Genomic DNA, 26,270 nt, shown 5'->3' on the forward strand with positions numbered 1-26,270 from the left:
TCGGTCGGTGGCGGGTTCGTGGTGGACGAGGCGGCGGCCGGGGCGGACCGGATCAAGGCGGACAGCACCCGGGTACGGCACCCGTTCCTGACCGGCGCGGAGCTGCTGACCGTCACCTCGGAGACCGGGCTGTCGATCAGTGAGGTGATGCTCGCCAACGAGGTGTCCTGGCGTAGCGAGGCGGACGTGCGCGCCGGGCTGCTGGAGATCTGGCGGGTGATGCGCGAGTGCGTGGAGAACGGCTGCACCCGTGACGGCGTACTCCCGGGTGGGTTGAAGGTCCGGCGGCGCGCGGCCGAGATGCGGCGCAGCCTGGAGGCGGAGACCGGCAGCCAGGATCCGCTGCGCGCGATGGACTGGGTGACGTTGTTCGCGCTGGCGGTCAACGAGGAGAACGCGGCCGGCGGGCGGGTGGTCACCGCGCCGACTAATGGTGCCGCCGGGATCATCCCGGCTGTGCTGCACTACTACACCCGGTTCGTGCCGGGTGCCTCCGAGGAGGGCGTGGTCCGGTTCCTGCTGGCGGCGGGCGCGATCGGTGTGTTGTTCAAGGAGAACGCGTCGATCTCCGGGGCCGAGGTGGGCTGCCAGGGTGAGGTGGGTTCGGCGTGCTCGATGGCGGCGGCCGGGCTGGCCGAGGCGCTCGGCGGTACGCCGGAGCAGGTGGAGAACGCCGCCGAGATCGGCATGGAGCACAACCTGGGGCTGACCTGCGATCCGGTGGGCGGCCTGGTGCAGATCCCGTGCATCGAGCGCAACGCGGTGGCGAGCATCAAGGCGATCACCGCGGCCCGGCTGGCGTTGCGCGGCGACGGGGTGCACCACGTGTCGCTGGACAAGGTCATCAAGACCATGCGGGAGACCGGCGCGGACATGAAGGTCAAGTACAAGGAGACCGCGCGGGGCGGGCTCGCCGTCAACGTGATCGAGTGCTGACTCCGTTGGGGTGACCCGGCGCTGTCGGCCATCGCGCCGGCACGGAAAAGCGCGACCATGACGCTGTGACGTCAGGCGTCGCGGCGCTCTGGTCCGCCCGCACCTCGCTGCGCATCCTGGTCCGCCGGGATCTCGCGGTGAAGTACCAGCAGTCGGTGCTGGGCTACTTCTGGTCGTTGATCGAGCCGCTCGGCATGGGCCTGATCTACTGGTTCGTCTTCGGCGTGCTCTATTCCGGCGCGACCCGGCGGCACCTCGGCGAGGCGGCCGGGTCGTACCCGCTGTTCCTGATCACCGGGATCTTCGCCTGGATGTGGGCGAGTTCGGCGCTGACCGAGGCCGCTAACGCGCTCACCGGGCAGTCCCGGCTGATCACCACGATGAACCTGCCCCGGCCGATCTTCCCGATCGGGCGGGTCGCCGGACGGTTCGCCGAGTACCTGGCCGGGTTGCCGATCCTGGCCGCCGTCGCGGCGATCTACGCGAGCCAGGGGAAGATCCGCCCCGGCTGGAGCCTGCTCGCGCTGCCGCTGGCGGTGGCGGTGCAGTTCGTGCTGCTGGTGGGCCTGGCGCTGCTGCTGTCGGCGGGCAACGTGCTGATGCGCGACATCGAACGCACGATGCGGCTGGTCATCCGGCTGCTGTTCTACGCGACGCCGATCATCTACCCGCTCGACCTGGTGCGGGAGTCGGGCATGCCGGGCTGGCTCAAGATCGGGTACGAGCTGAACCCGCTGGTCGGGATCTTCCAGCTGCACCACGCGGTCTGGTATCCGGACGAGTTCCCTGATGCCCGGCTGCTCACGATCACGGTGACCGGCAGTGTGCTGGTGCTGGCGCTCGGCTGGTGGGCGTTCCACCGCCTCGAACCGGCAGTGCTGAAGGAACTCTGAATGGCCCCGATCATCGAGGCGGACGGGCTCGGCATCCGGTTCGTCCGCAACCGGCGCCGTCAGCTGCGGCTGCGGGAGCTGATCGTGCACCGGGGTGCCCGCGACCCGGACGCGGGCCGGTTCTGGCCGTTGCGTGACCTGTCGTTCCGGGTCGAGCCGGGCGAGACGGTGGGCGTGGTGGGCCGCAACGGCACCGGCAAGAGCACACTGCTGCGGCTGATCGCCGGCGTGCTCATCCCGGACGAGGGCTCGATCCGCGTGCACGGCCGGGTGGCGCCGCTGCTCGAACTGTCCGCCGGGTTCTCCGGCGACCTGACCGGCCGGGAGAACCTCTACCTGGTGGGCGGGCTGCACGGCCTCTCGTCGGCGTACCTGCGGGAGCACTTCGACGAGATCGTCTCGTTCGCCGGTGAGCAGGTGGAACGCGCCATCGACACGTCGGTGCGGCACTACTCGTCGGGGATGAAGGTGCGGCTGGGTTTCGCGGTGATCGCGCACCTGCCGCACCCGGTGCTGCTTGTGGACGAGGTGACAGCGGTCGGGGACGCGGAGTTCCGTGCGAAGTGCTATGCGACCATCGAGCGACTTCTCGCGGAAGGGCGCACGCTGGTGCTGGTGTCACACAACGACAAGGACCTCACCCGGTTCTGCCGTCGGGGGCTCTACCTCGACGCCGGACGGCTGATCGTCGACGGGACGATTGACGAGGCGCTGGCCGCCTACGCCGACGCGGCGAAGCGGTGACGCTCGCGATCGTGCTCGCCGCCGACCCGGCGGCGGGCCACCTCACCGAACGGCTGGCCGCGCAGTGGCGGCGGGCCGGGGCGGACGACGTGCGCATCGCCGCCGACCTGACCGAGCTGGCCGATCTGGTGGCCGCCGCGTCCGGCCCGGTGCTGGTCAGCGGCGCTGACCTGGTGGCGCACACCGCCGTACTCAAGCATCTCGCGACCAGCCCGGTGGGGCCGACGGTGGCGCTGGTGCTCACCGATCCGCCCGCTCCCGGGCAGGCCACTGTGCGTGAGGAGCGCGGGCAGGTGGTCGAGGTCGGCGCCGCCGAGGCGAGCGGCGTGTTCGGCGGCGCGCTGCGGGTGGGCGCGGCGGACCTGCCGGCGCTCGCCGAGGCCGCCCGCCGCGCCGCAGGCGGTGGGCCGCTGGACGCGGTGGACCGGCTCGTGGCCGACCTCGCCGCCCGCGGCACGCTGATCTTCGCCCATCGGGTACGTCTGCTCGTGGCGCACCGGGTCGGCGACGAGGCGCAGCGGGTGGCGGCCGAGTCGGCGGTGGCCGCCGTCGACGAGGACCGCGCCGAGTTGAAGCTGTCGGTGAAGGAGCGGGACGACTTCTTCACCACGTTCTTCGTCAGCACCTGGTCCCCGTACGTCACGAAGGCGGCGGCCCGTATCGGGATCGGCCCGACCGGGGTCACCATGGTCTCGGTGGCGTTCGCGGTGGCCGCGGCGGTGCTGTTCGGCGCCGGTGGACGGCCCGCGCTGGTGGCCGGCGCGGTCCTGCTCTACCTGGGTTTCGTGCTCGACTGCGTGGACGGGCAGCTCGCCCGCTACACCCGGCACTTCAGCGCCTGGGGCGGCTGGCTGGACACGATGGCCGACCGGTTCAAGGAGTACGTGGTCTACGCCGGTCTCGGCTTCGGCGCCACGCACGCCGGGTTCCGGTACGGCTGGGCGCTGGCGCTCGCCGCGATGACGTTGCAGACCGTGCGGCACATGACGGACACGTGGTACGGCGCGTTGCACGACGAGGCAGCCCGGCGGCCGAAGGTGGTGACCGCGGACGCGGGCGGCATCGGCGGGAAGCTGAACGCCGCGTCGACGCGGGTGCAGGCGGACACGGGCTCGGTGTCGTACTGGCTGAAGCGCACAGTGGTGTTCCCGATCGGTGAGCGGTGGGCGCTGATCGCGATCGCCGCCGCGCTGTTCGGGCCGCTGGTGGCGCTGGTCGCGGTGCTGGTCTGGGGGACGCTGGCGTTCGCGTACACCGGGGGGTTGCGGACCTTGCGGGCGCGGTGGATGCGGGTGCCGGTGCTGACCACTGTGGACGCGGGTCTGCACCGTGACGACGGCCTGCTGGTGCGCACGCTGCCGACCGCGCGACGGCCGCTGCTGCTGGCGGTGCTCGGCGCGCTCGGCGCGGCGGGGACGCTGGTGTGGGCGCTGCTCGCGGTGCACGGCGGCGGGGACCTGCCGGTCTTCGTGCCGGTGCTCGCGCTGGTGCTGCTGCTGGGGGCCGCCCAGGCGTCGCGGGCGCCGCACGACGGGTCGCTGGACTGGCTGGTGCCGGCCGCGTTGCGGGCCGCCGAGTACCTGTTCGCCATCGCGGTCGGGGTGGCGGGCCGGGCGCCGGCGTGGCTGATCTTCGGGTACGTCCTGGTGCTTACGCTGCTGCACTACGACCTGACCGCGCGGCTGGAGAAGCGGCAGTCGGCGCCGCCGCTGCACGCGGCCACGCTGGGCTGGCCGGGGCGTTCGCTGCTGCTGGCAATCGGGCTGATCGCCGGATATGCGAGTATCGCTCTAGCTACAATCGGTGCGTACCTTCTCGTGGTTTTTGTCGCGAGCGTGGTCCTCGCCTGGGTGGTCCTGCCGGCCCGCGCCCGTGGGGGTGTGCGCTCGCCGGGCTGACGGAGGGCGGGCCGGGGTGACCTTGATCAGCTTCGTCGTGCCGGCCTTCAAGGTGCAGGGCTACCTGCGGGAATGTCTCGACTCGATCCTCGGCCAGCCGTTCGGCGACATCGAGGTGATCGGTGTCGACGACGCCTCGCCGGACGACAGCGGCGAGATCCTGGCCGAGTATGCGCTGCGCGACCCCCGGGTCCGCCCGGTACGCCTCGCCGAGAACGTCGGGCTCGGTCCGGCCCGCAACATCGGGCTGGACCGGGCCGTCGGCGAGTACGTGTGGTTCGTCGACGGGGACGACTGGCTGGTGCCCGGCTGCCTGCCGCACGTCGCGGACCGGCTCCGCGACACCGCGCCGGACGTGCTGATCGTCGATCACGTCCGGGCGCACTGGAACAACATCGGCACCCGCAGCGCGATGCGTGACGTGTTCCCCGACCCGCCCGGCGCCACGACGTTCACGCTGCGGGACCGGCCGGAGACGCTGAAGCTGCTGCACACCGCGTGGAACCGGGTGGTGCGCCGGGAGTTCCTGCTCGAACGCGGGCTGCGTTTCGAGCCGGGCTGGTACGAGGACGTCTCGTTCAGCTATCCGGCGCTGATGGCGGCCGGGCGGATCGGCGTACTCGACCGGATCTGCCTGAACTACCGGCAGCGCCGCACCGGCGCGATCACGAAGACCCGGGGGGACCGGCACTTCGAGGTCTTCGCCCAGTGGCACCGCGTGTTCGGGCTGATGGACCGCTGGCACGTGACCGGGCTGCGACCGGCCGTCTTCGAGCGGATGATCTGGCACTACCTGACGGTGCTCGGCAACGGCGCCCGGATCGCGCCCGAGCTGCGGGCACCGTTCTTCGCCCAGATGCACGCCGACTACGTGCGGTTCCTGCCGCCCGAGGGCTACCCGGTCCCGCCCGGCCCGGAAGGGCTCAAGCACCGGCTGGTGGCGGCCGGGCGCTGGCGGACGTTCAGCGCGTTGCGCGAGGCGCACCAGGCGGGGGAGACGGCCCGGCGTACCGCGCGGCGGGCGCGGCGGCGAGTGACGCCGGTGGTGCGGCGTACCGCCCGGCGGGCCCGTGACCTGGCACTGGGCGAGTACTACCGGGCCGAGCTGCACCGGCCGATCGACCCGACGCTCGCCGTGTACGCGGCCTACTGGTACCGGGGCTACTCGTGCAATCCGGCGGCGATCTACGAGGCGGCCCGACGGCTCGCCCCGCAGGTGCGCGGCGTGTGGATCGTCCGCCGCGACCGGGTGGCCACGTTGCCACCAGGTGTCGAGTACGTGGTGGCCGGCAGCCGCGAGTACCACCGCGTGCTGGCCCGCGCCCGCTGGCTCGTCAACAACGTCAACTTCCCGGACTTCGTCCGCAAGCGCCCCGGCTCGGTGCACGTGCAGACCCACCACGGCACGCCCGTGAAGGTGATGGGCCTGGACCAGCAGCGCTACCCGGTGGGCGCGATGGGGATGAACTTCGCCGGCCTGCTGCGCCGCGTCGACCGCTGGGACTACAGCATCACCTCGAACAGCTTCTCCACGCAGATGTGGGAGCGGGCGTACCCGGCGGACTACACCACGCTTGAGGTCGGCTACCCGCGCAACGACCGGCTGGCGCTGGCCACCGCCGAGGACCGCGGCCAGGTCCGCGCCGCGCTGGGCATCGCACCCGACGAGTACGTGGTGCTCTACGCGCCGACGCACCGCGAGCACCTGCCCGGGTGGCGGCCGCCGTTCGACCCGGACCGGATGCTCGACGTGCTCGGGCCCCGGGGCCGGCTGCTGATGCGCAGCCACTACTTCCACGACCGGGAGCGGCACCCCCGGGGACCGGCCGCGGACGGCGTGCTGGACGTGAGCGCGTACGACCGGGTGGAGGACCTCTACCTGGCGGCGGACGTGCTGGTCACCGACTATTCCTCGGCGATGTTCGACTACGCGGTGCTGGACCGGCCGATAGTGGTCTACGCGCCGGACTGGGACGCCTACCGGGTCGCCCGGGGCGTCTACTTCGACCTCCTGGCCGAGCCGCCGGGGCCCGTCGCGCTGGACTTCCCCGGCCTGCTCGACGTGTTCCGTTCCGGCGCGGTCGACGACGAGGCGGCCGAGCGGGCCCGGACGGCGTTCCGGTCGCGGTTCTGCGCGCTCGACGACGGGCACGCCGCCGAGCGCGTGGTGCGCCGCGTGTTCCTCGGCGAAACGCCGTAAAAGTGGTTACCGGCAGGTCACTTAACTGCGGAGCCCGGCGAATACCGGTTAATAGGACTGTCACGAGCTGAACATGGCACGTTTACCCGATGTGCGAATCAGATGATCCTGGTCACAGTCATTCCCGGGTTTGGGGCGAGTAGCTGGGGAGGTGGCGGTGGCGACCGTCGCGCTCAAGGATGTCACCAAGGTGTTCCCGGACGGAACAGTCGCGGTCGACACCATCAATCTGGACGTCAACGACGGCGAGTTCATGGTGCTGCTCGGCCCGTCGGGCTGCGGGAAATCGACAGTGCTGCGCATGGTGGCCGGACTGGAGGATCCGTCCTCCGGCGCCATCATGCTCGGTGGTGAGCTGGCGAACGACCTGCCACCGCGGGACCGGAAGATCGCCATGGTCTTCCAGGACTTCGCGCTCTATCCGCACATGACGGTCGGCGACAACATCGGCTTCCCGCTGCGCCTGAGCGGCGTCGAGCCCGGCCCGCGCGGTGAGCGGATCCAGGACGTGGCGAGCGCGCTCGGCATCGGCGACGTGCTCGGGCGCAAGCCCAGCCAGCTCTCCGGTGGCCAGCGGCAGCGGGTCGCCATGGGGCGGGCGATAGTGCGCCGGCCCGGCCTGTTCCTCATGGACGAGCCACTTTCCAACCTGGACAGCGGGTTGCGCGCCGAGCTGCGGGCGGAGATCTCCGGCCTCACCCGCGAGCTGGGCGTCACCACCATCTACGTCACCCACGACCAGGCCGAGGCGCTCACCATGGCCGACCGCGTCGCCATCATGCGCAAGGGCGTGCTCCAGGACGTGGGCACCCCCACCCAGGTGTACGGCCGTCCCGCGACGCTCTACGTCGCCGCGTTCCTGGGCAGCCCCCGGATGAACCTGCTGGAGGCGTCGGTCTACGTCCACCTCGACCGGTACGTCGCGCTGAACCTCGGCGAGCAGTCGCTCTACCTGCCCTGGGACGACATCCGCAGCCGTGCGGTGGCGCACTACCACGGTGAGCGGATCGTGGTCGGCATGCGCGCCGAGGCGCTCACCCCGGTCGCCCCGGACACCGCCGGTGACGTGCTGCACGGGCGTATCCGCTACCTGGAGCACCACGGTCACGAGTCGCTCGCGTTCCTCGACATCGGCGCCACCGCGATCGTCGTCGACGAGATGGGCACGCCGGTCGAGCAGGCCGCACCGGGCCAGCGCGGCCTGCGCCGGTTCAACCAGGTGATGCAGCGGCTCACCGGCCGCGCGGCGGAGTCGTCCGCCCCGGCCACGGAGGCGGGCGGGGGCGGTGGCAACCGCACGAGCGTGCTGCCCGACCCGGGCCGCCACCACCGTCGTCCGGCGGAACTGGCGGTACGGCTCGCGCCGTACCCGCAGGTGTCGCCCGGGCACCCGCTCGCCGTGCAGGTGCGGATGGACGCGCTGCACTTCTTCGACGAGCGAGGCGACCGCATCGACGTCGGCTGGCGGTGAAAGGAGGGGCACCCTATTAACGCCTCCGGTAGAGGAAGGGCCCCTTATTAACAGTCGCCGCCCGGAGGGACGGGCCGGTGACGGCGGTACGGGCCCCAGCCGACGAAGCGGGCGAACATGTCGGCCGGGGCCGGCGCGTCGTTCGGGTTCAGCCGGTAGAGGTCGCGCGTGGCCTCGTACAGCAGCCCGCACAGGTAGATGGACAACCCGATCCGGTTGTCCTCGTACTCGCTGCGCAGCAGCAGGCGGGCCATCGGGCACGGCCACGGCTGGCCGCAGGCCCGGCAACACCACATCGGACGCAGCGGCGTGTGCGGGGTGGCGTGCAACGGGTACGGCCGGGGGCGATCCGGCCTGGGCCCGTCCGGCGGCTGCCCGAGCTGGTGGCTGATCACCGGCGCTCCTCGTGGTGGCCGTCTCCCGGGCGCCTTTCCGGAGCGGACCGATGGCCGCCGCCGTTCCCGCGCTGCTCCGGTACGGACCAGCGACCGCCGTTCGCCCGCCACTGCTGGGCCGGGGTGAGGTTGCCGACCCGGCCCGGGCCCATCGTCGGCAGTGGACGCGTCGGCTGCCGCATCCACTCCGGCAGGTTGTCGCCCCGTACCCGGTGGGGCAGTGTCGGTGCCGACGCACCCCGGCAGCGGAACCAGCGCAGTCGCACGGCGCAACTCCTCTCGGTAGCGGGAACCGGACGAATTCGGCTCCACTGCGTGACAGTCTCATCACCGCGCCGCTAGGGTCGGAAGGCGTTCCACCCCCACCTTCCTGGCCGTCCGACCGGCCGATTTCCGTGTGCAGCCGTGTGCAGAGGTGTGCAGATGATCCGTGTGCCGTTGTGGGAACTGTTCGCCGGTGAGCTGCGCCGGTTACGTACCGATGCCGGGCTGACCCAGGAGGCGCTGGGCGAGCGGGTGAGCTATTCGGCGTCGCTGGTGGCGGCCGTCGAGCAGTGCCGCCGGGCGCCGCGCGCCGAGTTCACCGAGCGCTGCGACGAGGTGCTGAACGGCGGCGGCCTGCTGGTGCGGATCCGGGACGCGCTGATGCAGGAGGCGCTGATGCCGTGGTTCCGCGAGTGGGTGAGCATCGAGCAGGAGGCGACGGCGTTACGCAGTTACGAGCCACTCGTGGTGCCCGGATTGCTGCAGACCGAGGGGTACGCCCGAGCGCTCTACGAAGGGGCCGCGCAGTTCGTCGGCGAGGCGGTCGAACAGCAGGTGGCGGCCCGGCTGGCCCGGCAGGCGGTGCTGGACGGCCCCACGCCGCCGCAGTTCGTGGTGGTGCTCGACCACGCGGCGCTGGCTCGCCCGGTCGGCGGGCCGAAGGTGATGCGGGAGCAGTTGGAGCACCTGATCGAGATGGCACGGCGGCCCCGGGTGCACCTGCACCTGGTGCCGGAGACGGTCGGTGCCTATCCCGGGCTCAACGGTGCTTTCGTGCTCGCGACCCCGGCGGACGGCGACGATCTGGGCTATCTGGATAACCCGTTGCACGGCACAATCGTGGAGCGCACGGTGGACGTGAACTCACTGCGGCAGACGTGGGAGTCCATTCGCGCGGAGGCGATGCCGCACGGGGCGACTCTGGCGGCGATCACGGAGGCGGCGAAGCGATGGAGTTGACCGGCGCGACCTGGCGCAAGAGCACCCGCAGCAGCGGTAACGGCGGCAACTGCGTCGAGGTGGCGGACAACCTGCCCGGTGTGGTGGGGGTGCGGGACAGCAAGGACCGGCAGGGGCCGGCGCTGACGTTCACGCCGTCGAGCTGGGCGGCGTTCGTCGCGTACACCAAACGGGCGTGAGTGACGTACCGGATCTCGGTCCCCCGCCACGGCGCACCGCCGTCGGCGTGGAGCAGGTGCGTCGCCTGGTAGCCGACCAGTTCCCGCACCTGGCCGACCTCCGGATCGAACCGGTCGCCAAGGGCGGCTGGGACAACTGGACCTTCCACCTCGGCCCCGAGCTGCTGGTGCGCCTGCCCAGCGCTGCCGAGTACGCCCTGGCCGTCGACAAGGAACACCTGTGGCTCCCGGCCCTCGCCGATCGGCTGCCACTGCCCATCCCTGCACCGCTGGCGAAGGGCGAGCCGGGTGCGGGCTACCCGTATCCGTGGTCGATCTACCGCTGGCTCGACGGCGAGACCGCGGCCGTGGACCGGATCGCCGACCCGGTGCGGTTCGCGCTCGACCTGGCCGGATTCCTCTCGGCCCTGCAGGACGTCGACGCCGCCGGTGGTCCGCAGCCGGGCGTCCACAACTGGTTCCGGGGCGGCACGCTGCGCACGTACGACAAGAAGGTCGAGCATGCGCTCCTGGCGCTGGACGGCCGCGTCGATGCCGCGCTGGTACGCGAGATCTGGGCGCGGGCGGTCGGTGCCCGCTGGGACGGGGTGGATCGCTGGTTCCACGGCGACATCGCCTCGGGAAACCTGCTGCTCGCGCACGGCCGGCTGGCGGCCGTCATCGACTTCGGGACATGCGGCGTCGGTGACCCGGCCTGCGACCTGGCGATCGCCTGGACGTTGCTGAGCGTCGAGGGCCGGGCGGCATTCCGCGAGCGACTGTCGGTGGACGACGCGACCTGGGCGCGCGGACGTGGCTGGGCGCTCTGGAAGACGCTGTCCACCTACTCCCGCACCGTCGACGACCCCGAGGACGCGGAGGAATCGGCCGAGGCGCAACGCGTTCTCGGGGAGATATGCGCCGACTAGTGCCGTGACCACGAACGTTCACGGTGTTGGTTGACACGCCGTGTGGCCTGTCGGCCGGGCGGCGTTGTGCCGGTCAGGCTGTGGCGGTGGCAGATCTTGTACGTGTGCGGCGGCTGAGTGATCAGGAAGGTCAGCAGCTGCTCAGAATTACCCGCCGGGGAACCGGTTCCCCGATCCGACTGCGACGGGCGATGGTCGTGCTCGCCTCGGCCGGCGGGAACACAGTGCCGGCGATCGCCCGGCTGGTTCAAGCCGACGAGGACACGATCCGGCAGGTCATCCACCGGTTCAACGAGATGGGAATGGCCAGCCTGGACCCTCAGTGGGCGGGTGGCCGTCCCCGCCAGATTAATCCTGACGAGGAACACTTCATCGTCGAGACGGCCAACACCCGCCCCGAGAAGCTGGGGCGGCCGTTCACCCGGTGGAGCATCCGCAAGCTCGCCGACCACCTGCGCCTGCATGCCACCCGCCGGGTCCGGATCGGGCGGGAACGGCTGCGGCAGATCCTGCACCAGCACCGGATCACCTTCCAGCGGACCAAGACGTGGAAGGAGTCCACCGACCCGCACCGGGACACCAAACTCGCCCGGATCGAATACGTCACCAGCCAGTTCCCGCAGCGGGTGTTCGCGTTCGACGAGTTCGGACCCCTCGTGATCCGCCCCCAGGCCGGCGCCGGGTGGGCACCCACCGGTCATCCGCGCCGGCTGCCCGCGAACTACCACAAGCTGCACGGCGTCCGGCAGTTCCACGGCTGCTACTGCGTCGGCGACGACCAGCTTTGGGGCGTCGTCCGGCGCCGCAAGAGCGCCGCGAACACCCTGGCCGCACTCAAGTCGATCCGCGCCGCTCGCCCGGACGGGGCACCGATCTACGTCATCCTGGACAACCTGTCCGCGCACAAGGGCCGCAAGATCCGGGCATGGGCGGCCCGCAACAAGGTCGAGCTCTGCTTCACCCCGACCTACGCCTCCTGGGCCAACCCCATCGAGGCCCAGTTCGGGCCGCTGCGCACCTTCGTCATCGCCGGCTCCAACCACCCCAACCACCCGGCGCTGACCCGGCGGCTGCAGACCTACCTTCGCTGGCGCAACGCCAACGCCCGCCACCCCGACGTCCTGGCCGCTCAACGCCGAGAACGCGCCCGCATCCGCAGCGAACGCCAACGACGCTGGGGCCAACCCGCCACCCGCGCAGCCTGACCCCAACACCCCAAACCTTCGTGGTCAAGGCACTAGACGGCCCGTCTCTCACCCGGCGGCGGCCCGCTTCTCCGGCGCGAACGGCCACTCCTCGAACGACAGGCACCGGCCGTCCTCGGCGAACCGCATGATCCAGAGATCGCGCCACTCCTGGTGGACGGGGTCGCCGTACCGGACCTGCACCCGTGCCACAGCGGTGTCGCCGTCGACCGCAACGATCTCCGATGTCATCTCGAAGACCTCGTCGGGTCCGTCGCGCTCGCTGTCCCACATGCGGGTGATGGCGGGCAGGCCGACGACCGGATCCCGGTACGGCCCCTGCCGGTAGCTCGCGTCGGCCGTGAACATCGTGCCGAGCGCCGCCGTTCCCGGTGTGCGCCACGCCTGCTCGTACGCCGCGATCCAGGCGGCCACCCGATTCCTGTCCATGGTCGCCAGCCTGCCATCCGGGTGTGTCCGGGTCTCCCAGATCGGCTGCCGGGGATCGTCGTTGTGCACGACGACGTGGGCGTGCTCGGCCGGGCGGGCCGTGGCGAAGTAGAGCCGCTGGGCGGGCAGGTAACGCTCCCGCCAGCGCCGTTCGACGTCGGCCCGGGACGACACCGGGCTCTCCCGGACCACCGCACGCTCCACGGTACGGTCCAGCGCGGCCGACACGAGCACCCGCAGCTCCCACCGGTCGAGCAGTTCCGGGCGCAGGAGGAAGACGCCGTCGAACACCAGCACGGCGTTGGCGGGAGCGGTGGTGAGCGGCGGGGACAGCACCGCGTCGGTGGCGTGGTCGTAGGCCGTGCGCCGGAAGCGTCGATCGCCGCCCGGGCCGAGCGGATCGAGCAGCACCCGCTTCAGCGTCCCGTGGTCGTGGGTGTCGACGTAGCAGCCCTGCGCCGAGAACTCACCCCGTCGATAGCGCCGCTCCCGGGGGAAGAGGAAGTCGTCGACTGTCGCCCGGATGACGTACCGGCCGCGGGCGCGCAGGACGGCGGCCAGCTCGTCGGCGAGCGTGGTCTTTCCGGCGGCGGGCGGCCCGTCGACGGCGACCCGCGTCGGGTGCGCCACTGTGACGGACCCGACCGCGTCGGCCAGGAGGGCGATCAGCTGATCGCGGCGGGGATAATTGGATTGCCCCTGCGCCGGGCCGGGAGTTTGACTGCCGTCCATGCCGTCCCCCTCACCGGTCTTCGTCGCGGGCACGGGCCGTTCGGGCACGTCGCGGATCGCCGACGTCATCGGCCAGCATCCGCTGATCCACCGGATCCCCATGGAGACCAAGTTCCTCGTCGAACCGGGCGGCCTGCGGGATCTGGCCGACGCGCTCACCGACCGGTACGACCCCATCGTCGGTGAGGACGCCCTGCACCGGCTGAGCGACTTCCTCACCGTACGCGCGCCCGGCCGGCGTGACGACCGTGGCAAGACCGTGCCCGAGCTGGTCGGCGAGCGGCGCTATCGGGACGCCGTACACCGGCTCTGGCCGCAGGTGATCGCGCACGCCTTCGAGGAGCCCGCGCCCGCGGAGGGCTTCGGCGACGGCGACCGGCCCGCCGGGCCGTTCGGGCCGGCCAGCCGACGGCGGGTCGTCCCGAGGTACTTCCGTGACCGGAGCGAACTGATCGGCGTCCTGCGGGGCCTGGTCGACACCCTGTTCGGCGGGGCGGCGGCCGACGCGGGCAAGCCGACCTGGTGCGAGAAGACGCCGTTCAACCTCTTCTACCTGGACTTCCTCTGGGAACTGGTGCCCGAGGCGACGATCGTGCACATCAAGCGTCACCCGATCTCGGTGCTCGCCTCCCACCTGGCCCAGCCGTGGGCTCCGTCCACGGTCGACGGTGCGCTGGCCTACCTGCTGCCGGTCTACGACAGGTGGCTGGCCTGGAGGAACGCGGCCGACCTGACGAGCCGGCGATACGTCGAGGTGAAGGCGGAGGACCTGGCGGCCGACTGGCCCGGGCAGCGGCGGGCCCTGTTCGAACGGCTCGGCGTCGAGGACGCCGTCACCGCGTCGACGTTCCAGGCGGACAAGCTCGCGCACCGCGACGACCAGTTCGACGCCGACACCCGCGCGTACGTCGAGCGGGAACTGGGCGAGATCATCCCCGCGATGGGATACGAGTGACGGCCGAGCGACCTCAGCAGGAGCCGGGACAGTAGGGCCCGAAGATCTCGGAGGTGACACGACCGGGCAACCGCAGATCAGGTGTCACGCCCTGTGGCGCAGTTCGCGGAGCACGCCGTGCCGGCGGAGCGCCCACCCCAGGCGCCGTGCGCTCGGGTGCCTGACGAACAGCACCGCCGCCCGGCGGATCAGCCCGAACCGGTTGTCGCCAACCTGATCGTCGACCGCCCGCCAGATCAGCTCGCGTACGCCGGCGCTGTCCAGCATCGCCCGTACCTCGTGGCGTACCCCGGGGTCCTCGGTCGCGGACGTGACGGCGGTGACCAGGCCGGGCCGGTTGGCGAGCGGCTCCACCGCCGCGGCGACGAGCGGCCGGCGTACGGTGTCCCGCTCCAGCAGCAGCAACACCGCCTCCCGGACCTCGGTGCTGTCGAGCCCGGACCGCAGCAGGCCCAGGGCGCTGCGCTCGACCTCGCGGTCGCGGTCCGGAAGGGACAGCGCGGCCAGCAGCACCGTCACCTCGTCGAGGTCGACGAGGTGACGCAGCCCGTCGCGGAACTCCGGCAGCGCCCACGCCACCGTCAGCCCGCGCGCGAGATCGCGGTTCATGGCCACTCGCTACCCGGAGTCGGCAGCCTCCGAAACGCCGTCCGGTCGTTGCCATGTCGCTTAACTGGTGTTCTACTTAACCATAACAATCTGACGGAGGGTCACCAGGGTGATCAACTTTCATGTCGACCGGTCCAGCAGCGTCCCCGCGTACGCCCAGCTGGTGCGGCAGGTCCGTGAGGCGCTGCGGATCGGGACGCTGCGGCCCGGGGACCAGCTCCCCACCGTGCGCAGCGTGGTGACCGCGTGCACCGTCAACCCGACCACTGTGCTCAAGGCCTACCGGGAGCTGGAGCTGTCCGGCCTGGTGGAGGCGAGGCAGGGCGCGGGCACGTTCGTCAGCGGGACGCTCGGGCACGCCGATCCCCACGTCATGGCCCGCCTGCGCGGCAGCCTGGCCCGGTGGCTCGGCCAGGCCCGGGAGGCCGGTCTGGAGGACGAGGACGTCCAGGCGCTGCTCGCCTCCGTGATCGCGGCGAACGCGGCACCCGCGAGGAGAGACAACGCGGAGGGCGCGGCGTGAGCGGCGAGCCGGTCGCCGTCGAGGCGCGTGACCTGAGCCGGCGCTACGGCGCCGTGTGGGCGCTGCGGGAGTGCTCGTTCGCGCTGCCCGCCAACCGGGTCGTCGCGCTGGTCGGCGCGAACGGCGCGGGCAAGTCGACGCTGCTGAGCATCATCGCCGGCACCCTGGCGGCCACCGGCGGCACGGTGTCGGTGCACGGCCGGCAGGTGGTGCGGGGCGGGTCCGCCGACGGTGGCAGCCGGGTGGCGATCCTGGCCCAGGACAAGCCGCTCTACCGCGACTTCACCGTGTCGGACATGCTCCGCTTCGGCCGCTCGACGAACCGGGTGTGGGACCAGCGGCGGGCGCTGTCATGGCTCGACCGCTTCGCCGTCCCGCTGGACCGCCGCTGCGGCAAGCTGTCCGGCGGGCAGCGGGCGCAGGTCGCGCTGGCGGTCGCGCTCGGCTCCCGCCCGGCGGTGCTGCTGCTGGACGAACCCCTCGCGAACCTGGATCCGCTGGCCCGCGTCGAGGTGACAGGCGAGCTGCTGGCGGAGGTCGCCGACGACGACATGACTGTCATGCTGTCGACCCACATCGTCGCCGAGCTGAGCGGCGTCGGTGACCACCTGCTGCTGCTCGACGCCGGCCGGCCCGTCCTCGCCGGCGACGTCGAGGAACTCCTCGACAGCCACGTCCGGCTGACCGGGCCCCGCGCCGACCAGCCACCCGGGCCGGGCACGGTCGTCCAGGCGCAGCACACCGGCCGCCAGTCCACCTTCGTCCTCCGGCGGCCGGCGACACCGGCGGCCCACGCCGTCGTGGCACCCGGCTGGACCGCCCAGCCCATCACCCTGGACGAGCTGATCCTGACCCATCTCAGAGCGTCGGCCGCCGCGCCGCACGAGCGGGAGGCAGCCGCATGAGCCCGGTCGGCCAGCTGTCCGCACCCCCGAACCGCCGGAGCGACCCCGGGTACGCCGGGGGCGTACGCGGTCTGCTCTGGCTGACCTGGCGTCAGCACCGCTGGACGGTGATCGGCACGCTGGTCCTGGCCGCGGTCCTGGTGGGCTGGATGACCTACCTGTCGGTGGAGCTGACGAGCCTGTGGCACCAGTGTCACGAGACGTTCTGCGCGGAGGAGTCGCCGCAGGGCCGGCGGCTCGGTGGCTCATCCGGCCTGGTCCTGACGCTGGCCGTGCTGTCGCAGGTGGTGCAGTGGATGCCGCTGCTGATCGGTGTGTTCGTCGGCGTCCCGGTGCTGACCAGGGAACACGAGCAGCGCACCCTGCTGCTGGCCTGGAGCCAGGACGTCTCCCCGCAGCGGTGGCTCTGGACCCGGCTGGCCCTGCTCGGCCTGTTCGTGGCGGCGGTGACCTCGGCCGTCGCCGGTGTCAGCGACCACCTGGAGCGACTCCAGGCCCGGGTCGCACCGGTGAGCCTGTTCGAGTACGGGCCGTTCCTCAACACCGCGATGCTTCCGGCGGTGATCAGCCTCTGCTGGTTCGCGGTCGGTGTCGCGCTCGGCGCCGCGATCAAGCGCACGCTCCCGGCCGTGTTCGGCGTGATCGTCGGCTTCGTCGGCCTGACCTATCTCGTCCGGTGGCGCTACCCCACGCTGATGGAGCCGCTGACCGCGCACCGCGTCATCGGCGGGCCGGGCGTGGGTGTGCTGCGCGACAACGCCCTGGTCGTCAAGGGCGGCATGATCGACTACGGGATCGACGGGCCGTCCGGCGCGTTCGACGCCTCCGGGCGTGAGCTCACCGGGGTCGAGCTGCAACGCCTCTGCCCGCCCGACAACGGCACCGGCCGGACGCTCGCCTGCTTCGTCGAGCACAACCTTCAGCAGCACCTCCAGTACCAGCCGGGCAGCCGGATCCCCGAGTTCCACCTGATCGTCGCCGGCGGCTATCTGGGCCTGACCGCGCTGGCGCTCCTCGTCGTCTGGTGGATCGTCCGCCGTACCGACCTGAGCGCGGGCTGAACAGGGATCGGCCTTGCCGGTGTTGTTACTGGCGAGTAGCGTTCGGGCATGAGCATCGACTCTCGCCAGGTGGCGGCCGGTCTCCTCGACGCCGTGCCGTTCGCCCGCACGCTCGGAATCGAGTTCGTCGAGGTGGCGCCCGAGGCCGAGGGCGGAGTCCGGGCCGTGGTCCGGCTCCCCGACGACCCGGCGCACCACAACCACGTGGGCGGCCCGCACGCCGGAGCCATGTTCACGCTGGGGGAGACCGCCTCGGGCGCGGTTGTCCTGGCCGCGTTCGGGCAGGCGCTCGACCGGGCCGTACCCCTGGCCGTGACCGCGACCATCCGCTACCGCAAGGTGGCGGTGGGGCCGGTGCTGGCGACCGCGCGGCTCGGCGGCGTACCCGCCGAGGTGCTTGCGGAGCTGGACGCCGGGCGGCGGCCGGAGTTCCCGGTCGAGGTGGAGGTCCACACCGAGGACGGCACGCTCACCTCCTCGCTCACAGTGATCTGGACGCTCCGCCCGAACCGCTGAGCCCCGAACGGGGTTTGCCCGGGGCGAGGGCTGGATAGATTCAAGCGATGCTGGGCCTCCCCGCGCACGTGAACGCTTGTCTCTTCGATCTGGACGGTGTGCTGACGCAGACCGCCAAGGTGCACAACGCCGCCTGGGCGGAGACGTTCGACGCGTACCTGCGACGCCGGTCGGCCGAAACCGGCGAGCCGTTCCACCCGTTCGACAGCGGACCGGACTACAACCGTTACGTGGACGGCAGACCGCGCGCCGACGGGGTGCGCACATTCCTGGCCTCGCGCGGCATCACGCTGCCCGAGGGATCGCCGGACGACCCGCCCGAGGCGGACACCGTCAACGGCCTCGGCAACCGCAAGAACGTCGTCCTGCTCCAGCGGATCGAGCACGACGGCGTCGAGGTGTACGAGGGCTCGGTGCGCTACCTGGAGGCGGCCACCACGGCCGGACTGCGCCGCGCTGTCGTCTCGGCCAGCGCCAACTGCGCCGCCGTGGTGCACGCCGCCGGACTGGACCGCTGGCTGGAGGCCCGGGTGGACGGCGTGGTCGCCCGCGCGAACGGGCTACGCGGCAAACCGCACCCGGACACGTTCCTGGAAGGCGCGCGGCTGCTCGGCGTCGAAACGTCGCAGGCCGCCGTCTTCGAGGACGCCCTCGCCGGCGTCGCCGCCGGACGGGCCGGCGGATTCGGGTACGTGGTGGGCGTCGACCGGGTCGGCCAGGCCGACGAACTGCTGGCGCACGGCGCCGACGTGGTGGTCACCGACCTCGCCGACCTGCTCGCCCCGGAGCCGGCCGCGTGATCCGGGAACGGGCGTACCCGGTCGAGCCCTGGCACGTCCGGGAGATGCAGCTCGACATGGACGTGCTGGCCCAGTCCGAGTCGGTGTTCGCGCTGTCCAACGGGCACATCGGGCTGCGTGGCAACCTCGACGAGGGCGAGCCGCACGGGCTGCCCGGCACCTACCTGAACTCGTTCTACGAGCTGCGCCCGCTGCCGTACGCCGAGGCGGGCTTCGGTTTCCCCGAATCCGGGCAGACCATCGTCAACGTCACGAACGGCAAGCTGATCCGGCTGCTCGTGGACGACGAGCCGCTCGACGTGCGCTACGGCGAACTGCTCGCCCACGAGCGGGTCCTCGACATGCGTGCCGGTACGCTCCAGCGGGAACTGCACTGGCGCTCCCCGGCCGGCCGCGAGGTCAAGGTCCGTACCACCCGGCTCGTGTCGTTCACCCAGCGCTCGGTGGCGGCCATCCACTACGAGGTCGAGCCGGTCGACGGGCCGCTGCGGCTGATCCTCCAGTCCGAGCTGGTCGCCAACGAGTCGCTGCCGCCGCAGAGCCGCGACCCGCGGGTCGCCGCCGTCCTGGAGTCGCCGTTGCAGGCCGAGGAGGAGCTGACCACCGACGACGGCGGCCAGCTCATCCACCGCACCAAGGTCAGCGGCCTGCGGGTCGCCGCCGCGATGGGCCACGACGTGGACGGGCCCGAACGCACCACGATCGAGAGCGAGGGGTACGAGGACTGGGTCCGCACCACCATCGGCTGCGTGCTCAAGCCCGGCCAGACGCTGCGGGTGGTCAAGTACCTCACGTACGGCTGGTCCAGCCGCCGCTCCCTCCCGGCGCTGCGCGACCAGGTCGGCGCGGCGCTCGCAGCGGCCCGGCTCGACGGCTGGGACGGGCTGCGCCGGGCCCAGCGCGAATACCTGGACGCGTTCTGGGACGCCGCCGACGTGCGCGTCGAAGGCGACCCCGAGGTGCAGCAGGCCGTCCGGTTCGGCCTCTTCCACGTCCTCCAGGCCGGCGCCCGCGCGGAACGGCGGCCGATCTCGGCCAAGGGCCTCACCGGCCCGGGGTACGACGGCCACGCGTTCTGGGACACCGAGATGTTCGTGCTGCCGGTGCTCACGTACACGCAGCCCGGCGCGGTGCGCGACGCGTTGCAGTGGCGGTACGACACGCTGGCCCAGGCCCAGGAACGCGCCCGAACGCTGAACCTCGAAGGCGCCGCCTTCCCGTGGCGCACCATCGAAGGGCCGGAGTCGTCGGCGTACTGGCCCGCCGGGACCGCCGCGTTCCACATCGCCGCCGACGTCGCCGACGCGCTGCGCCGCTACGTGCTGGTCACCGGCGACGAGGCGCTGGAGCGGGAGATCGGGCTGGAACTGCTGATCGAGACCGCCCGGCTGTGGCGTTCGCTCGGCCATCACGACCGCGCCGGACGGTTCCACATCGACGGCGTGACCGGCCCGGACGAGTACACGGCGGTGAAGAACGACAACGTCTACACCAACCTGATGGCGCAGCGGAACCTGCGTACCGCCGCGGACTGCGCGATGCGCTACCGGGACCAGGCGCTCGACCTCGGCGTCACCGAGGAGGAGGCCGCCGCCTGGCGGGACGCCGCGAACGACATGCACGTCCCGTACGACGCGGAGACCGAGGTGCACGAGCAGGTGGAGGGATTCACCCGCTTCCAGGAGTGGGACTTCGAGCACACGCCGCCGGAGAAATACCCGCTGCTGCTGCACTACCCGTACTTCGACCTCTATCGCAAGCAGGTCGTCAAGCAGGCCGACCTGGTGCTCGCCATGCACTGGCGGGGCGACGCGTTCAGCGCCGCCGAGAAACTGCGCAACTTCGTCTACTACGAGCGGCGCACCGTACGGGACTCGTCGCTGAGCGCCTGCACCCAGGCGGTGCTGGCGGCCGAGGTCGGCTACCTCGAACTGGCCCACCGTTACCTGCGCGAGGCCGCGCTGATGGACCTGCACGACCTCAACGAGAACACCCGCGACGGCGTGCACATGGCGTCACTCGCAGGCGCCTGGATCGCGCTCGTCGCCGGGTTCGGCGGGCTGCGGGACCACGACGGGATGCTCTCCTTCGCGCCCCGGCTCTCCAGCCGCCTCAGCCGCCTGGAGTTCTCGCTCCAGTGGCACGGGATGCGGCTGCGGGTCGACGTCCGGCCGCACCAGACGACGTACTCGCTGCGCAACGGCGGCCCGGACACCGTCGTGGAGCTGCGGCACCACGGCGAGCCGCTGCAGGTCACCTCCGCGCAGCCGGTCACCGTGGCCGTGCCGCCGACACACCCGAGGGGGCCGCAACCGGAGCAGCCGCAGGGCCGCGCGCCGCTGATGCACCTGCCCGAACGCATGGAGTGAGCGGCCCCGCCACGAGGGGCGGGGCCGCTCGGTACGCGTACCTCAGAACTGGCGGCCGTTGGACGGACGCCCGCCGGCGTCGCGCGGCGCCGTGGCCCGCGGATCGTCGGACGTCCGCGCCGTCGAGGCGCGGTCGGCCCAGTCCGGCGAGCGCTTCAGCTCCTGCTTACGGCGTTCCTGGTCGGTGAGTTCCTGTTCCCGGGACCTGTCCTGTTTCGCCATGACGATCCTCGCGATCGGTCGGGGTCCGTGGTCACCCGGCGCGTTCCCGCCCGGCGGCGGCTCAACCGTCCAGGCGAGGGCTCAGCCGTCCAGGCGAGGGCTCAACCGTCCACGTGCTGCGCGAAGCTGCGCCGCAGGTGGTCCTTGGGGCGGGAGCCGACGATCGAGCCGACCACCTCACCGCCCCGGAACACCAGCATGGTCGGCGCGGACATGATCCGGTGGGCGCGCGCGGTGGCCGGGTTCTCGTCGGTGTTGAGGGTGACGAAGCGCAGCGCGTCGCCGAACTCCTCGGCCAGCTCGGCCAGGTGCTTCGACACCACCCGGCACGGCGGGCACCACTCGGCCCAGAAGTCCACCACCACCGGCCGGTCGGCGGCCAGCACTGTGGCCGCGAAGGTGTCGTCGGTGACCGGGTTCAGCCGACCGGTCCCCGTGTCCTGAGGCATGTTTCCTCCCGTTGGGCGATCGCGTGGGCGAGCTGGTCGTGCAGCCGGCGGCGGACGTCACCCAGCCGGTCGAGGTAGTCGTCCACCTCGGCGAGCTTGCGCCGCAGCACCGCCACCGAATCGGGGCAGACGTCACCGGAGTCGTTTCCGGCGCGCAGGCAGGCGACGAACGGGCGGATGTCGTCCAGGCCGAAGCCGATCGCCAGCAGGGAGCGGATCTCACGGACGACGCGTAGTTCCGCCTCGTCGTACACCCGGTACCCGTTGGCGGACCGGTTCGGCCGGACCAGGCCGTGGGCCTCGTAGTAGCGCAGGGTGCGGGTGCTCGTACCGGCCCGCTGCGCCAGCTCCCCGATCCGCATCCGCCGCCCCCGTCCCTCACTGCCAGGTTGACGCTAAACCTTGCCGCCGACGTCAACGCAACCCGCACGCGTGCGCTTTCCCGCCCCCTGTCCCCCGGGCTTCCCCGCTGTCCCCGTCGATCATGAAGTTAGCGGCGTTTTCGATCTCGGAATCTGCCGCCAACTTCATGATCAACCCTGTCCGGGGCGGGGTGCGGGGTTGGGGTGCTGCCCTTGTGGATCTTGGTACGAAATGGCCCCTCCAGGAGCCGTTTCGTACCAAGATCTGCCCCGGGGCCTTCCCCGGTGGGATTGATCATGAAGTTGGCGGGGTGGGGGAGCGCTTTCTGGTCCGTCAACTTCATGATCGTCGGGGTGGGGGGTATGCGTGCGGGGAGGGGGAGAGAGCGGGAGGGGCGGTGAGGGGAATGCGTGAGGTTTCGGTGCCTGTGGTGGACGGCGGGCTCGTCGGGGACGTGGTGGTGCCGGCGGGAGCCGGTGGGGTGGTGCTGTTCGCGCACGGGAGCGGCAGCTCGCGGCACAGCCCGCGCAACATGGCCGTCGGGCGTGCACTCAACGAGCGCGGGCTCGGCACGATGCTCGTCGACCTGCTGACCGCCGACGAGGAGGCCCGGGACGAGATCACCGCCGAGCTGCGCTTCGACATCGGCATGCTGGCCGAGCGCCTCGCCGGGATCGTCGACTGGATGGGCTCCGACCCGGAGCTGGGACGGCTCCCGATCGGGCTGTTCGGCGCCAGCACCGGCGCCGCCGCCGCGCTGGTCGCCGCCGCGGCCCGGCCGGACCGGGTGGGCGCTGTGGTCTCCCGCGGCGGCCGGCCCGATCTGGCCGGCAGCTCACTGACTGCGGTACGCGCACCGACGCTCCTGCTCGTCGGCGGCCTGGACGAGCAGGTGATCGCACTCAACGAGCAGGCCCGGGACGCGCTGGGCGAGGTCGCCGAGCTGCGGATCGTGCCCGGCGCCACGCACCTGTTCGAGGAGCCCGGCACGCTGGAGCAGGTGGCCGACCAGGCAGGTACGTGGTTCACCACGCACCTGCGCCAGCCGCACCCCGCCTGACCGGCGGCGGAATCAGCCCGCTGCCTCGGCGGCGCGGCCCGGGTCGGCGGTCTGTGCGGGAACGCCGGTGCCGTTCCGCTCGGCGGCGCGGTGCCGCTGCACGGTGTCCAGCACCCGCCACAGCACCGCCGCGATCGGCACCGACACGAACGCCCCGGCGACCCCGGCGACGAGCGTGCCGGCGGTGACCACCACCAGGATGACCGCCGGGTGCAGCTGCACCTGCCGCCGCATGACCAGTGGTTCCAGCAGGTTGCCCTCGATCTGCTGCACGGCGATCACCGCGGCCAGCGTCAGCAGCGCGGTGGTGGGACCGTTCGCGGCAAGCGCGACGAGCACCGCCACCGCACCGGCCACCGTGGCGCCGATGATGGGCACGAACCCGCCGAGGAACGTGATCAGGGCTAGCGGCAGGGCCAGCGGGACACGCAGCACGACCAGGGCCAGCCCGATGCCGATGGCGTCGATGGCCGCGATGATCATCGTGCCCCGGCTGTACGCGCCGAGCGTCCGCCAGCCGGCCCGTCCCGCCTCGGCGGTCAGCTCCCGGCGCGGGCCGGTCAGCCGGCGCAGCACCCAGCGCCACATCGAGCGGCCGTCCTTGAGCAGGAAGAACAGCAGCACCAGGGCGAGCAGCACCGCGCCCGCGACCTCGGCGACCTTGCGTGCCCCGGCGACCGGGTCGGGCGCACCGCTGCTCAGGCCCTGCCGGATCTGCTCCACGAGCCGGTCGAGCTGCTGGTCGGTGACCGGCAGGCTGGACGTGACGAAGTCGCGGGTGCGCTGCAACCCCTCGTCGAGCTGCTGGCTCAGCTCGCCGAACTGGCTCGCCGTGAGGTTCCAGACCAGGACGCCGGCACCGCCCAGGATGCCGAGCAGCAGCAGGATGCTCAGCAGCGCGGCGAGCCCGGCCGGCACCCGCAGCCGGCGCAGGCGTACCAGGACCGGGTCGAGCAGCGCGGCGAGGAAGAGCGTGCCGGCCAGCGCCACCGCAAGCGGCGCGAGCAGCACGGCGATCTGCCCCAGCAGCCACAGCCCGGCCGTCACCACCAGCAGGCAGGCGCTCCAGGTGACCGCCGTCCGTACCGGCCAGGGCAGTCCGGCCCAGGTCTGCCGCGGTCCGGCGGTCGGTGCCCGCCCGGGTATACCAGCGTCGTCGTCCACGTCGCCCTCCTCGATCGAGGCCGTTGGTACCCGACGCGAGCCGATCCGACACCAGGGCCGCAACCGCCCACCCGGCGTTTGTACCCCCGGCCTTAGGGAAGGCATTCAACGTATCGAAGGGAGATCCGACATGAGCGACTTCATGGACAAGGCCAAGGACTTCGCGGACAAGCACGACAAGCAGGTCGACCAGGGCATCGAGAAGGCGGGTGACGCTGCGGACAAGCGCACCGGCGGCAAGTACGACAACCAGATCGACAAGGGCGTCGACATGGCGCAGCAGCGCACCGGCGAAGGCGACACCGGTCGCTGACGTACACCCGCTTCGGACACGACGGCGGCCACCCCCCTGTGGGGAGCGTGGCCGCCGTCGTGTCGGGCCGGCCTCCACAGGGGAGACCGGCCCGTCCGTCAGGAGCTGTAACCGCGGCCGGCGATCCAGTTGGCCAGCTCGGTCACGTCCATCCAGTACGTCGGCACGTCCGGCCGGGCCGGGTCCGCGATCAGCACCCGGTCGCCGTCGCCCTCGTACCGCACGACTGTCACGTAGTGGCCGGGGTAGCTGTGCTCCACCCCGTCGACGTCCCGGGCGCCGCCCAGGATGTTCGCCACCACGGGCCGGTCGTCGTCCACAGCGGTACGGATGTCCGTGCGCAGGCGGTCGACCTGCTCCCGGGTGGCCACGTCGTCGCGGATCTCGGTGGTCCGGTACTTGCCACCTGTGTACTCGTTCAGGACCCGGGTGATGTCGATGGCCGAGTCGGTGCCGTTCTCGGTGGTACCGAGCTTGGCGGCCAGCTCGTCCTGGCTCACGTCCTTGCCCTCGGCCGACAACGCGATCCGGGTCGAGGCGGGACCGCAGTAGAAGAAGTTCGGCTGCGCCTGGTACTCGTAGTCGGCGGCGCGGTCACCCTTGCCCTTGACCGGGGCTGCGTGGGCGGCGGCGGCCGGACCGGCGACGGCACCGCCAGCCGCGGCCAGACCGGCGACGGACAGCACACACTTACGGATGATCGGGTTCATGGTCGAGGCTCCATTCGGGGGTCGACGGCTCCGTGCGGGAGACGCGGCACCAGGAGTGGCGCTCGGCGTACGGAGAGTTCAACCGCTCTGCCTCGGCAGCCCATTTCCGGGCGTGACCGGGGACACCGCGGAACCGGACAGACGCCTCAGCCGGGCAGGCTTCCCAGCAGCCCTGTCACCGCGATCTCGATGACCACCCGCTCCGGATTCGGACGCGGCGTGCGATAGCGCTCGGCGTACCGGCGCTCGGCCTCGGCCACCGACTCCGGGTCGCGGCGCAGCACCGCCCGGCCCTCCACGGTCAGCCACCAGCGGCCGTCGACCTGGCACACCGCGACCGGGACGCCGTCCGGCCCGCCCGCCGCGACGTGCCGGGCCTTGGCCGACCCGGCTGAGGTGATCACCCGGGCCAGCCGGGTGGCGGGGTCGAAGGTCACCCCCACGGGTACGACGTGCGGGGTGCCGTCGGCACGCGGTGTGGTGAGCGTGGCGAGGTGCCGATCCGCGAAGAAGCGGGCCACCCGTTCGTCGCTCGGATCCAACCGATGCCGTGCCGCCATGTCGTCTCCTCGTTCCGTGCGGTGACGTCTCAGCGGCGGGGCGCCGCGCCGGGCGGCAACGTCGCCACCGGGGACTCCCCGGCGGCCCGCTGCTCGGCGCGGTGCTTGGCGACCAGCCGGCCCAGGTAGAACAGTGCGCCGGCCAGCACGCCCATGTCGTCCAGGTAGATCGGGTCGGGAAGCAGGTCCACCGGCAGGATCGTGTAGATCAGCGCGCCGTAGAACGCGACCTTGCCGCCGGCGCCGAGCGCGCCGAGCATGCGGCGGGTGCGGACCACCCGGATGGCGAGCAGCACCGCCCCGGCCAGCATGGCCGCCGCGAGGACGGCGGCGAGGACGACCAGCACCCAGGCTTCACGGGACACGCCACCACGCTAGCCGAGCCGAGCCCGCCACGCGCGGCGGTCGTCCCCGCCGCGGGGGCGCTCGCCTTCGGCGCCCGCACCGGGCGACGGCCTGTCGGGCCGCTGCCGGTGA

The 26,270-nt window shown here is 71.9% G+C and carries 30 protein-coding genes and 1 pseudogene; 19 read left to right on the forward strand and 12 right to left on the reverse strand.

Annotated features, from left to right (window positions below):
• The 6 genes from FB455_RS28220 to FB455_RS28245 all read left to right on the forward strand — a co-directional run.
• A partial coding sequence (locus FB455_RS28220) for an L-serine ammonia-lyase (RefSeq protein WP_145755363.1) occupies positions 1-936 on the forward strand: 936 nt, incomplete at its 5' end.
• A 65-nt stretch (positions 937-1,001) separates the two neighbouring features.
• A complete protein-coding gene (locus FB455_RS28225; RefSeq protein ID WP_013473754.1) occupies positions 1,002-1,829 on the forward strand; it encodes an ABC transporter permease in 828 nt (275 codons plus the stop codon).
• A complete protein-coding gene (locus FB455_RS28230; protein WP_013283732.1) occupies positions 1,830-2,573 on the forward strand; it encodes an ABC transporter ATP-binding protein in 744 nt (247 codons plus the stop codon).
• A complete protein-coding gene (locus FB455_RS28235; protein ID WP_071097008.1) occupies positions 2,570-4,471 on the forward strand; it encodes a DUF5941 domain-containing protein in 1,902 nt (633 codons plus the stop codon). Before FB455_RS28230 ends, FB455_RS28235 begins: the two co-directional genes overlap by 4 nt.
• Positions 4,472-4,487: 16 nt before the next feature.
• Positions 4,488-6,671, forward strand: a complete 2,184-nt coding sequence (locus FB455_RS28240; protein ID WP_013283734.1) for a bifunctional glycosyltransferase/CDP-glycerol:glycerophosphate glycerophosphotransferase — start codon at positions 4,488-4,490, stop codon at positions 6,669-6,671.
• A gap of 157 nt (positions 6,672-6,828) precedes the next feature.
• On the forward strand, positions 6,829-8,142 hold the full coding sequence (locus FB455_RS28245) for an ABC transporter ATP-binding protein (protein ID WP_145755364.1): 1,314 nt from the start codon (positions 6,829-6,831) through the stop codon (positions 8,140-8,142).
• Positions 8,143-8,189: 47 nt separating this feature from the next.
• Here the strand turns inward: FB455_RS28245 and FB455_RS28250 are convergent, their stop codons facing one another.
• Together FB455_RS28250 and FB455_RS28255 are read right to left on the reverse strand one after the other, a co-directional pair.
• Entirely contained in the window at positions 8,190-8,537 is a 348-nt protein-coding gene (locus FB455_RS28250) for a hypothetical protein (RefSeq protein WP_013283736.1), read from the reverse strand.
• Positions 8,534-8,803 (reverse strand): hypothetical protein, encoded by a 270-nt coding sequence (locus FB455_RS28255; protein WP_013283737.1) that lies wholly within the window; start codon positions 8,801-8,803, stop codon positions 8,534-8,536. The genes FB455_RS28250 and FB455_RS28255 overlap by 4 nt, the downstream gene beginning before the upstream one ends.
• Positions 8,804-8,960: 157 nt before the next feature.
• Here FB455_RS28255 and FB455_RS28260 point away from each other — a divergent pair, with 157 nt between their 5' ends.
• The 4 genes from FB455_RS28260 (at position 8,961) to FB455_RS28275 (ending at position 12,053) form a co-directional block, all read left to right on the forward strand.
• The gene (locus FB455_RS28260) at positions 8,961-9,761 is read left to right on the forward strand and encodes a helix-turn-helix domain-containing protein (RefSeq protein WP_013283738.1); all 801 of its coding nucleotides are present in this window, start codon (positions 8,961-8,963) and stop codon (positions 9,759-9,761) included.
• A complete protein-coding gene (locus FB455_RS28265) occupies positions 9,752-9,940 on the forward strand; it encodes a DUF397 domain-containing protein (protein WP_145755365.1) in 189 nt (62 codons plus the stop codon). The genes FB455_RS28260 and FB455_RS28265 overlap by 10 nt, the downstream gene beginning before the upstream one ends.
• Positions 9,937-10,848 carry an aminoglycoside phosphotransferase family protein gene (locus FB455_RS28270; RefSeq protein WP_123109953.1) on the forward strand — a complete coding sequence of 304 codons (912 nt, stop codon included), beginning with the start codon at positions 9,937-9,939 and terminating at the stop codon, positions 10,846-10,848. Before FB455_RS28265 ends, FB455_RS28270 begins: the two co-directional genes overlap by 4 nt.
• 86 nt (positions 10,849-10,934) lie before the next feature.
• Positions 10,935-12,053, forward strand: a complete 1,119-nt coding sequence (locus tag FB455_RS28275; RefSeq protein ID WP_486481605.1) for an IS630 family transposase — start codon at positions 10,935-10,937, stop codon at positions 12,051-12,053.
• A gap of 48 nt (positions 12,054-12,101) precedes the next feature.
• On the opposite strand, the gene FB455_RS34920 is transcribed toward FB455_RS28275, so the two are convergent.
• Both FB455_RS34920 and FB455_RS34925 read right to left on the reverse strand, forming a co-directional pair.
• Positions 12,102-12,482, reverse strand: a complete 381-nt coding sequence (locus FB455_RS34920) for a YybH family protein (RefSeq protein ID WP_486481606.1) — start codon at positions 12,480-12,482, stop codon at positions 12,102-12,104.
• Positions 12,483-12,509: 27 nt separating this feature from the next.
• A pseudogene (locus FB455_RS34925) lies at positions 12,510-13,214 on the reverse strand (nucleoside/nucleotide kinase family protein); the annotation flags it as partial.
• Here FB455_RS34925 and FB455_RS28285 point away from each other — a divergent pair.
• Positions 13,213-14,169: a sulfotransferase family protein gene (locus FB455_RS28285; RefSeq protein WP_083791300.1), complete on the forward strand. Its 957-nt coding sequence runs from the start codon at positions 13,213-13,215 to the stop codon at positions 14,167-14,169. The pseudogene FB455_RS34925 and the gene FB455_RS28285 sit on opposite strands and share 2 nt — an antisense overlap.
• An 84-nt stretch (positions 14,170-14,253) precedes the next feature.
• Here FB455_RS28285 and FB455_RS28290 read toward each other — a convergent pair whose 3' ends face one another.
• Positions 14,254-14,778, reverse strand: a complete 525-nt coding sequence (locus FB455_RS28290) for a hypothetical protein (protein ID WP_013283743.1) — start codon at positions 14,776-14,778, stop codon at positions 14,254-14,256.
• A gap of 109 nt (positions 14,779-14,887) precedes the next feature.
• Here FB455_RS28290 and FB455_RS28295 point away from each other — a divergent pair, with 109 nt between their 5' ends.
• The 6 genes from FB455_RS28295 to FB455_RS28320 are packed head-to-tail and all read left to right on the forward strand — an operon-like array spanning position 14,888 to position 20,952.
• Entirely contained in the window at positions 14,888-15,301 is a 414-nt protein-coding gene (locus FB455_RS28295) for a GntR family transcriptional regulator (RefSeq protein WP_013283744.1), read from the forward strand.
• Complete coding sequence (locus FB455_RS28300; RefSeq protein WP_013283745.1) at positions 15,298-16,206, forward strand: ABC transporter ATP-binding protein; 909 nt, start codon at positions 15,298-15,300, stop codon at positions 16,204-16,206. The genes FB455_RS28295 and FB455_RS28300 overlap by 4 nt, the downstream gene beginning before the upstream one ends.
• Positions 16,203-17,267, forward strand: a complete 1,065-nt coding sequence (locus FB455_RS28305) for an ABC transporter permease (protein ID WP_013283746.1) — start codon at positions 16,203-16,205, stop codon at positions 17,265-17,267. The genes FB455_RS28300 and FB455_RS28305 overlap by 4 nt, the downstream gene beginning before the upstream one ends.
• A gap of 48 nt (positions 17,268-17,315) precedes the next feature.
• Positions 17,316-17,783 carry a DUF4442 domain-containing protein gene (locus FB455_RS28310; protein WP_013283747.1) on the forward strand — a complete coding sequence of 156 codons (468 nt, stop codon included), beginning with the start codon at positions 17,316-17,318 and terminating at the stop codon, positions 17,781-17,783.
• A gap of 47 nt (positions 17,784-17,830) precedes the next feature.
• Positions 17,831-18,583 (forward strand): beta-phosphoglucomutase family hydrolase, encoded by a 753-nt coding sequence (locus FB455_RS28315; RefSeq protein WP_071097003.1) that lies wholly within the window; start codon positions 17,831-17,833, stop codon positions 18,581-18,583.
• Positions 18,580-20,952: a glycoside hydrolase family 65 protein gene (locus FB455_RS28320; protein ID WP_013473772.1), complete on the forward strand. Its 2,373-nt coding sequence runs from the start codon at positions 18,580-18,582 to the stop codon at positions 20,950-20,952. The genes FB455_RS28315 and FB455_RS28320 overlap by 4 nt, the downstream gene beginning before the upstream one ends.
• 42 nt (positions 20,953-20,994) lie before the next feature.
• On the opposite strand, the gene FB455_RS28325 is transcribed toward FB455_RS28320, so the two are convergent.
• The 3 genes from FB455_RS28325 to FB455_RS28335 form a co-directional block, all read right to left on the reverse strand.
• Positions 20,995-21,174 carry a hypothetical protein gene (locus FB455_RS28325; RefSeq protein WP_013283750.1) on the reverse strand — a complete coding sequence of 60 codons (180 nt, stop codon included), beginning with the start codon at positions 21,172-21,174 and terminating at the stop codon, positions 20,995-20,997.
• Between the two features lie 101 nt (positions 21,175-21,275).
• Positions 21,276-21,623, reverse strand: coding sequence for a thioredoxin (gene trxA, locus FB455_RS28330; protein WP_013283751.1), 348 nt, complete (start codon positions 21,621-21,623; stop codon positions 21,276-21,278).
• Positions 21,593-21,985 (reverse strand): MerR family transcriptional regulator, encoded by a 393-nt coding sequence (locus FB455_RS28335; protein ID WP_047893855.1) that lies wholly within the window; start codon positions 21,983-21,985, stop codon positions 21,593-21,595. Before FB455_RS28335 ends, trxA begins: the two co-directional genes overlap by 31 nt.
• Before the next feature lie 407 nt (positions 21,986-22,392).
• Here FB455_RS28335 and FB455_RS28340 point away from each other — a divergent pair, with 407 nt between their 5' ends.
• Positions 22,393-23,046 carry a dienelactone hydrolase family protein gene (locus tag FB455_RS28340; RefSeq protein WP_041784073.1) on the forward strand — a complete coding sequence of 218 codons (654 nt, stop codon included), beginning with the start codon at positions 22,393-22,395 and terminating at the stop codon, positions 23,044-23,046.
• 12 nt (positions 23,047-23,058) lie between these two features.
• Here FB455_RS28340 and FB455_RS28345 read toward each other — a convergent pair whose 3' ends face one another.
• Positions 23,059-24,210: an AI-2E family transporter gene (locus tag FB455_RS28345; RefSeq protein ID WP_145755368.1), complete on the reverse strand. Its 1,152-nt coding sequence runs from the start codon at positions 24,208-24,210 to the stop codon at positions 23,059-23,061.
• A 130-nt stretch (positions 24,211-24,340) separates the two neighbouring features.
• Here FB455_RS28345 and FB455_RS28350 point away from each other — a divergent pair, with 130 nt between their 5' ends.
• Positions 24,341-24,523 (forward strand): antitoxin, encoded by a 183-nt coding sequence (locus FB455_RS28350; RefSeq protein WP_013283756.1) that lies wholly within the window; start codon positions 24,341-24,343, stop codon positions 24,521-24,523.
• 98 nt (positions 24,524-24,621) lie between these two features.
• Here FB455_RS28350 and FB455_RS28355 read toward each other — a convergent pair whose 3' ends face one another.
• From FB455_RS28355 to FB455_RS28365, 3 genes are all read right to left on the reverse strand, one after another.
• Positions 24,622-25,233, reverse strand: coding sequence for a C39 family peptidase (locus tag FB455_RS28355; RefSeq protein WP_013283757.1), 612 nt, complete (start codon positions 25,231-25,233; stop codon positions 24,622-24,624).
• A gap of 146 nt (positions 25,234-25,379) precedes the next feature.
• The gene (locus FB455_RS28360; RefSeq protein WP_030272890.1) at positions 25,380-25,793 is read right to left on the reverse strand and encodes a pyridoxamine 5'-phosphate oxidase family protein; all 414 of its coding nucleotides are present in this window, start codon (positions 25,791-25,793) and stop codon (positions 25,380-25,382) included.
• A gap of 29 nt (positions 25,794-25,822) precedes the next feature.
• A complete protein-coding gene (locus FB455_RS28365) occupies positions 25,823-26,158 on the reverse strand; it encodes a YkvA family protein (protein WP_013283759.1) in 336 nt (111 codons plus the stop codon).
• Positions 26,159-26,270 lie beyond the last annotated feature (112 nt).

The organism is Micromonospora sp. CNZ296 (assembly GCF_007827635.1).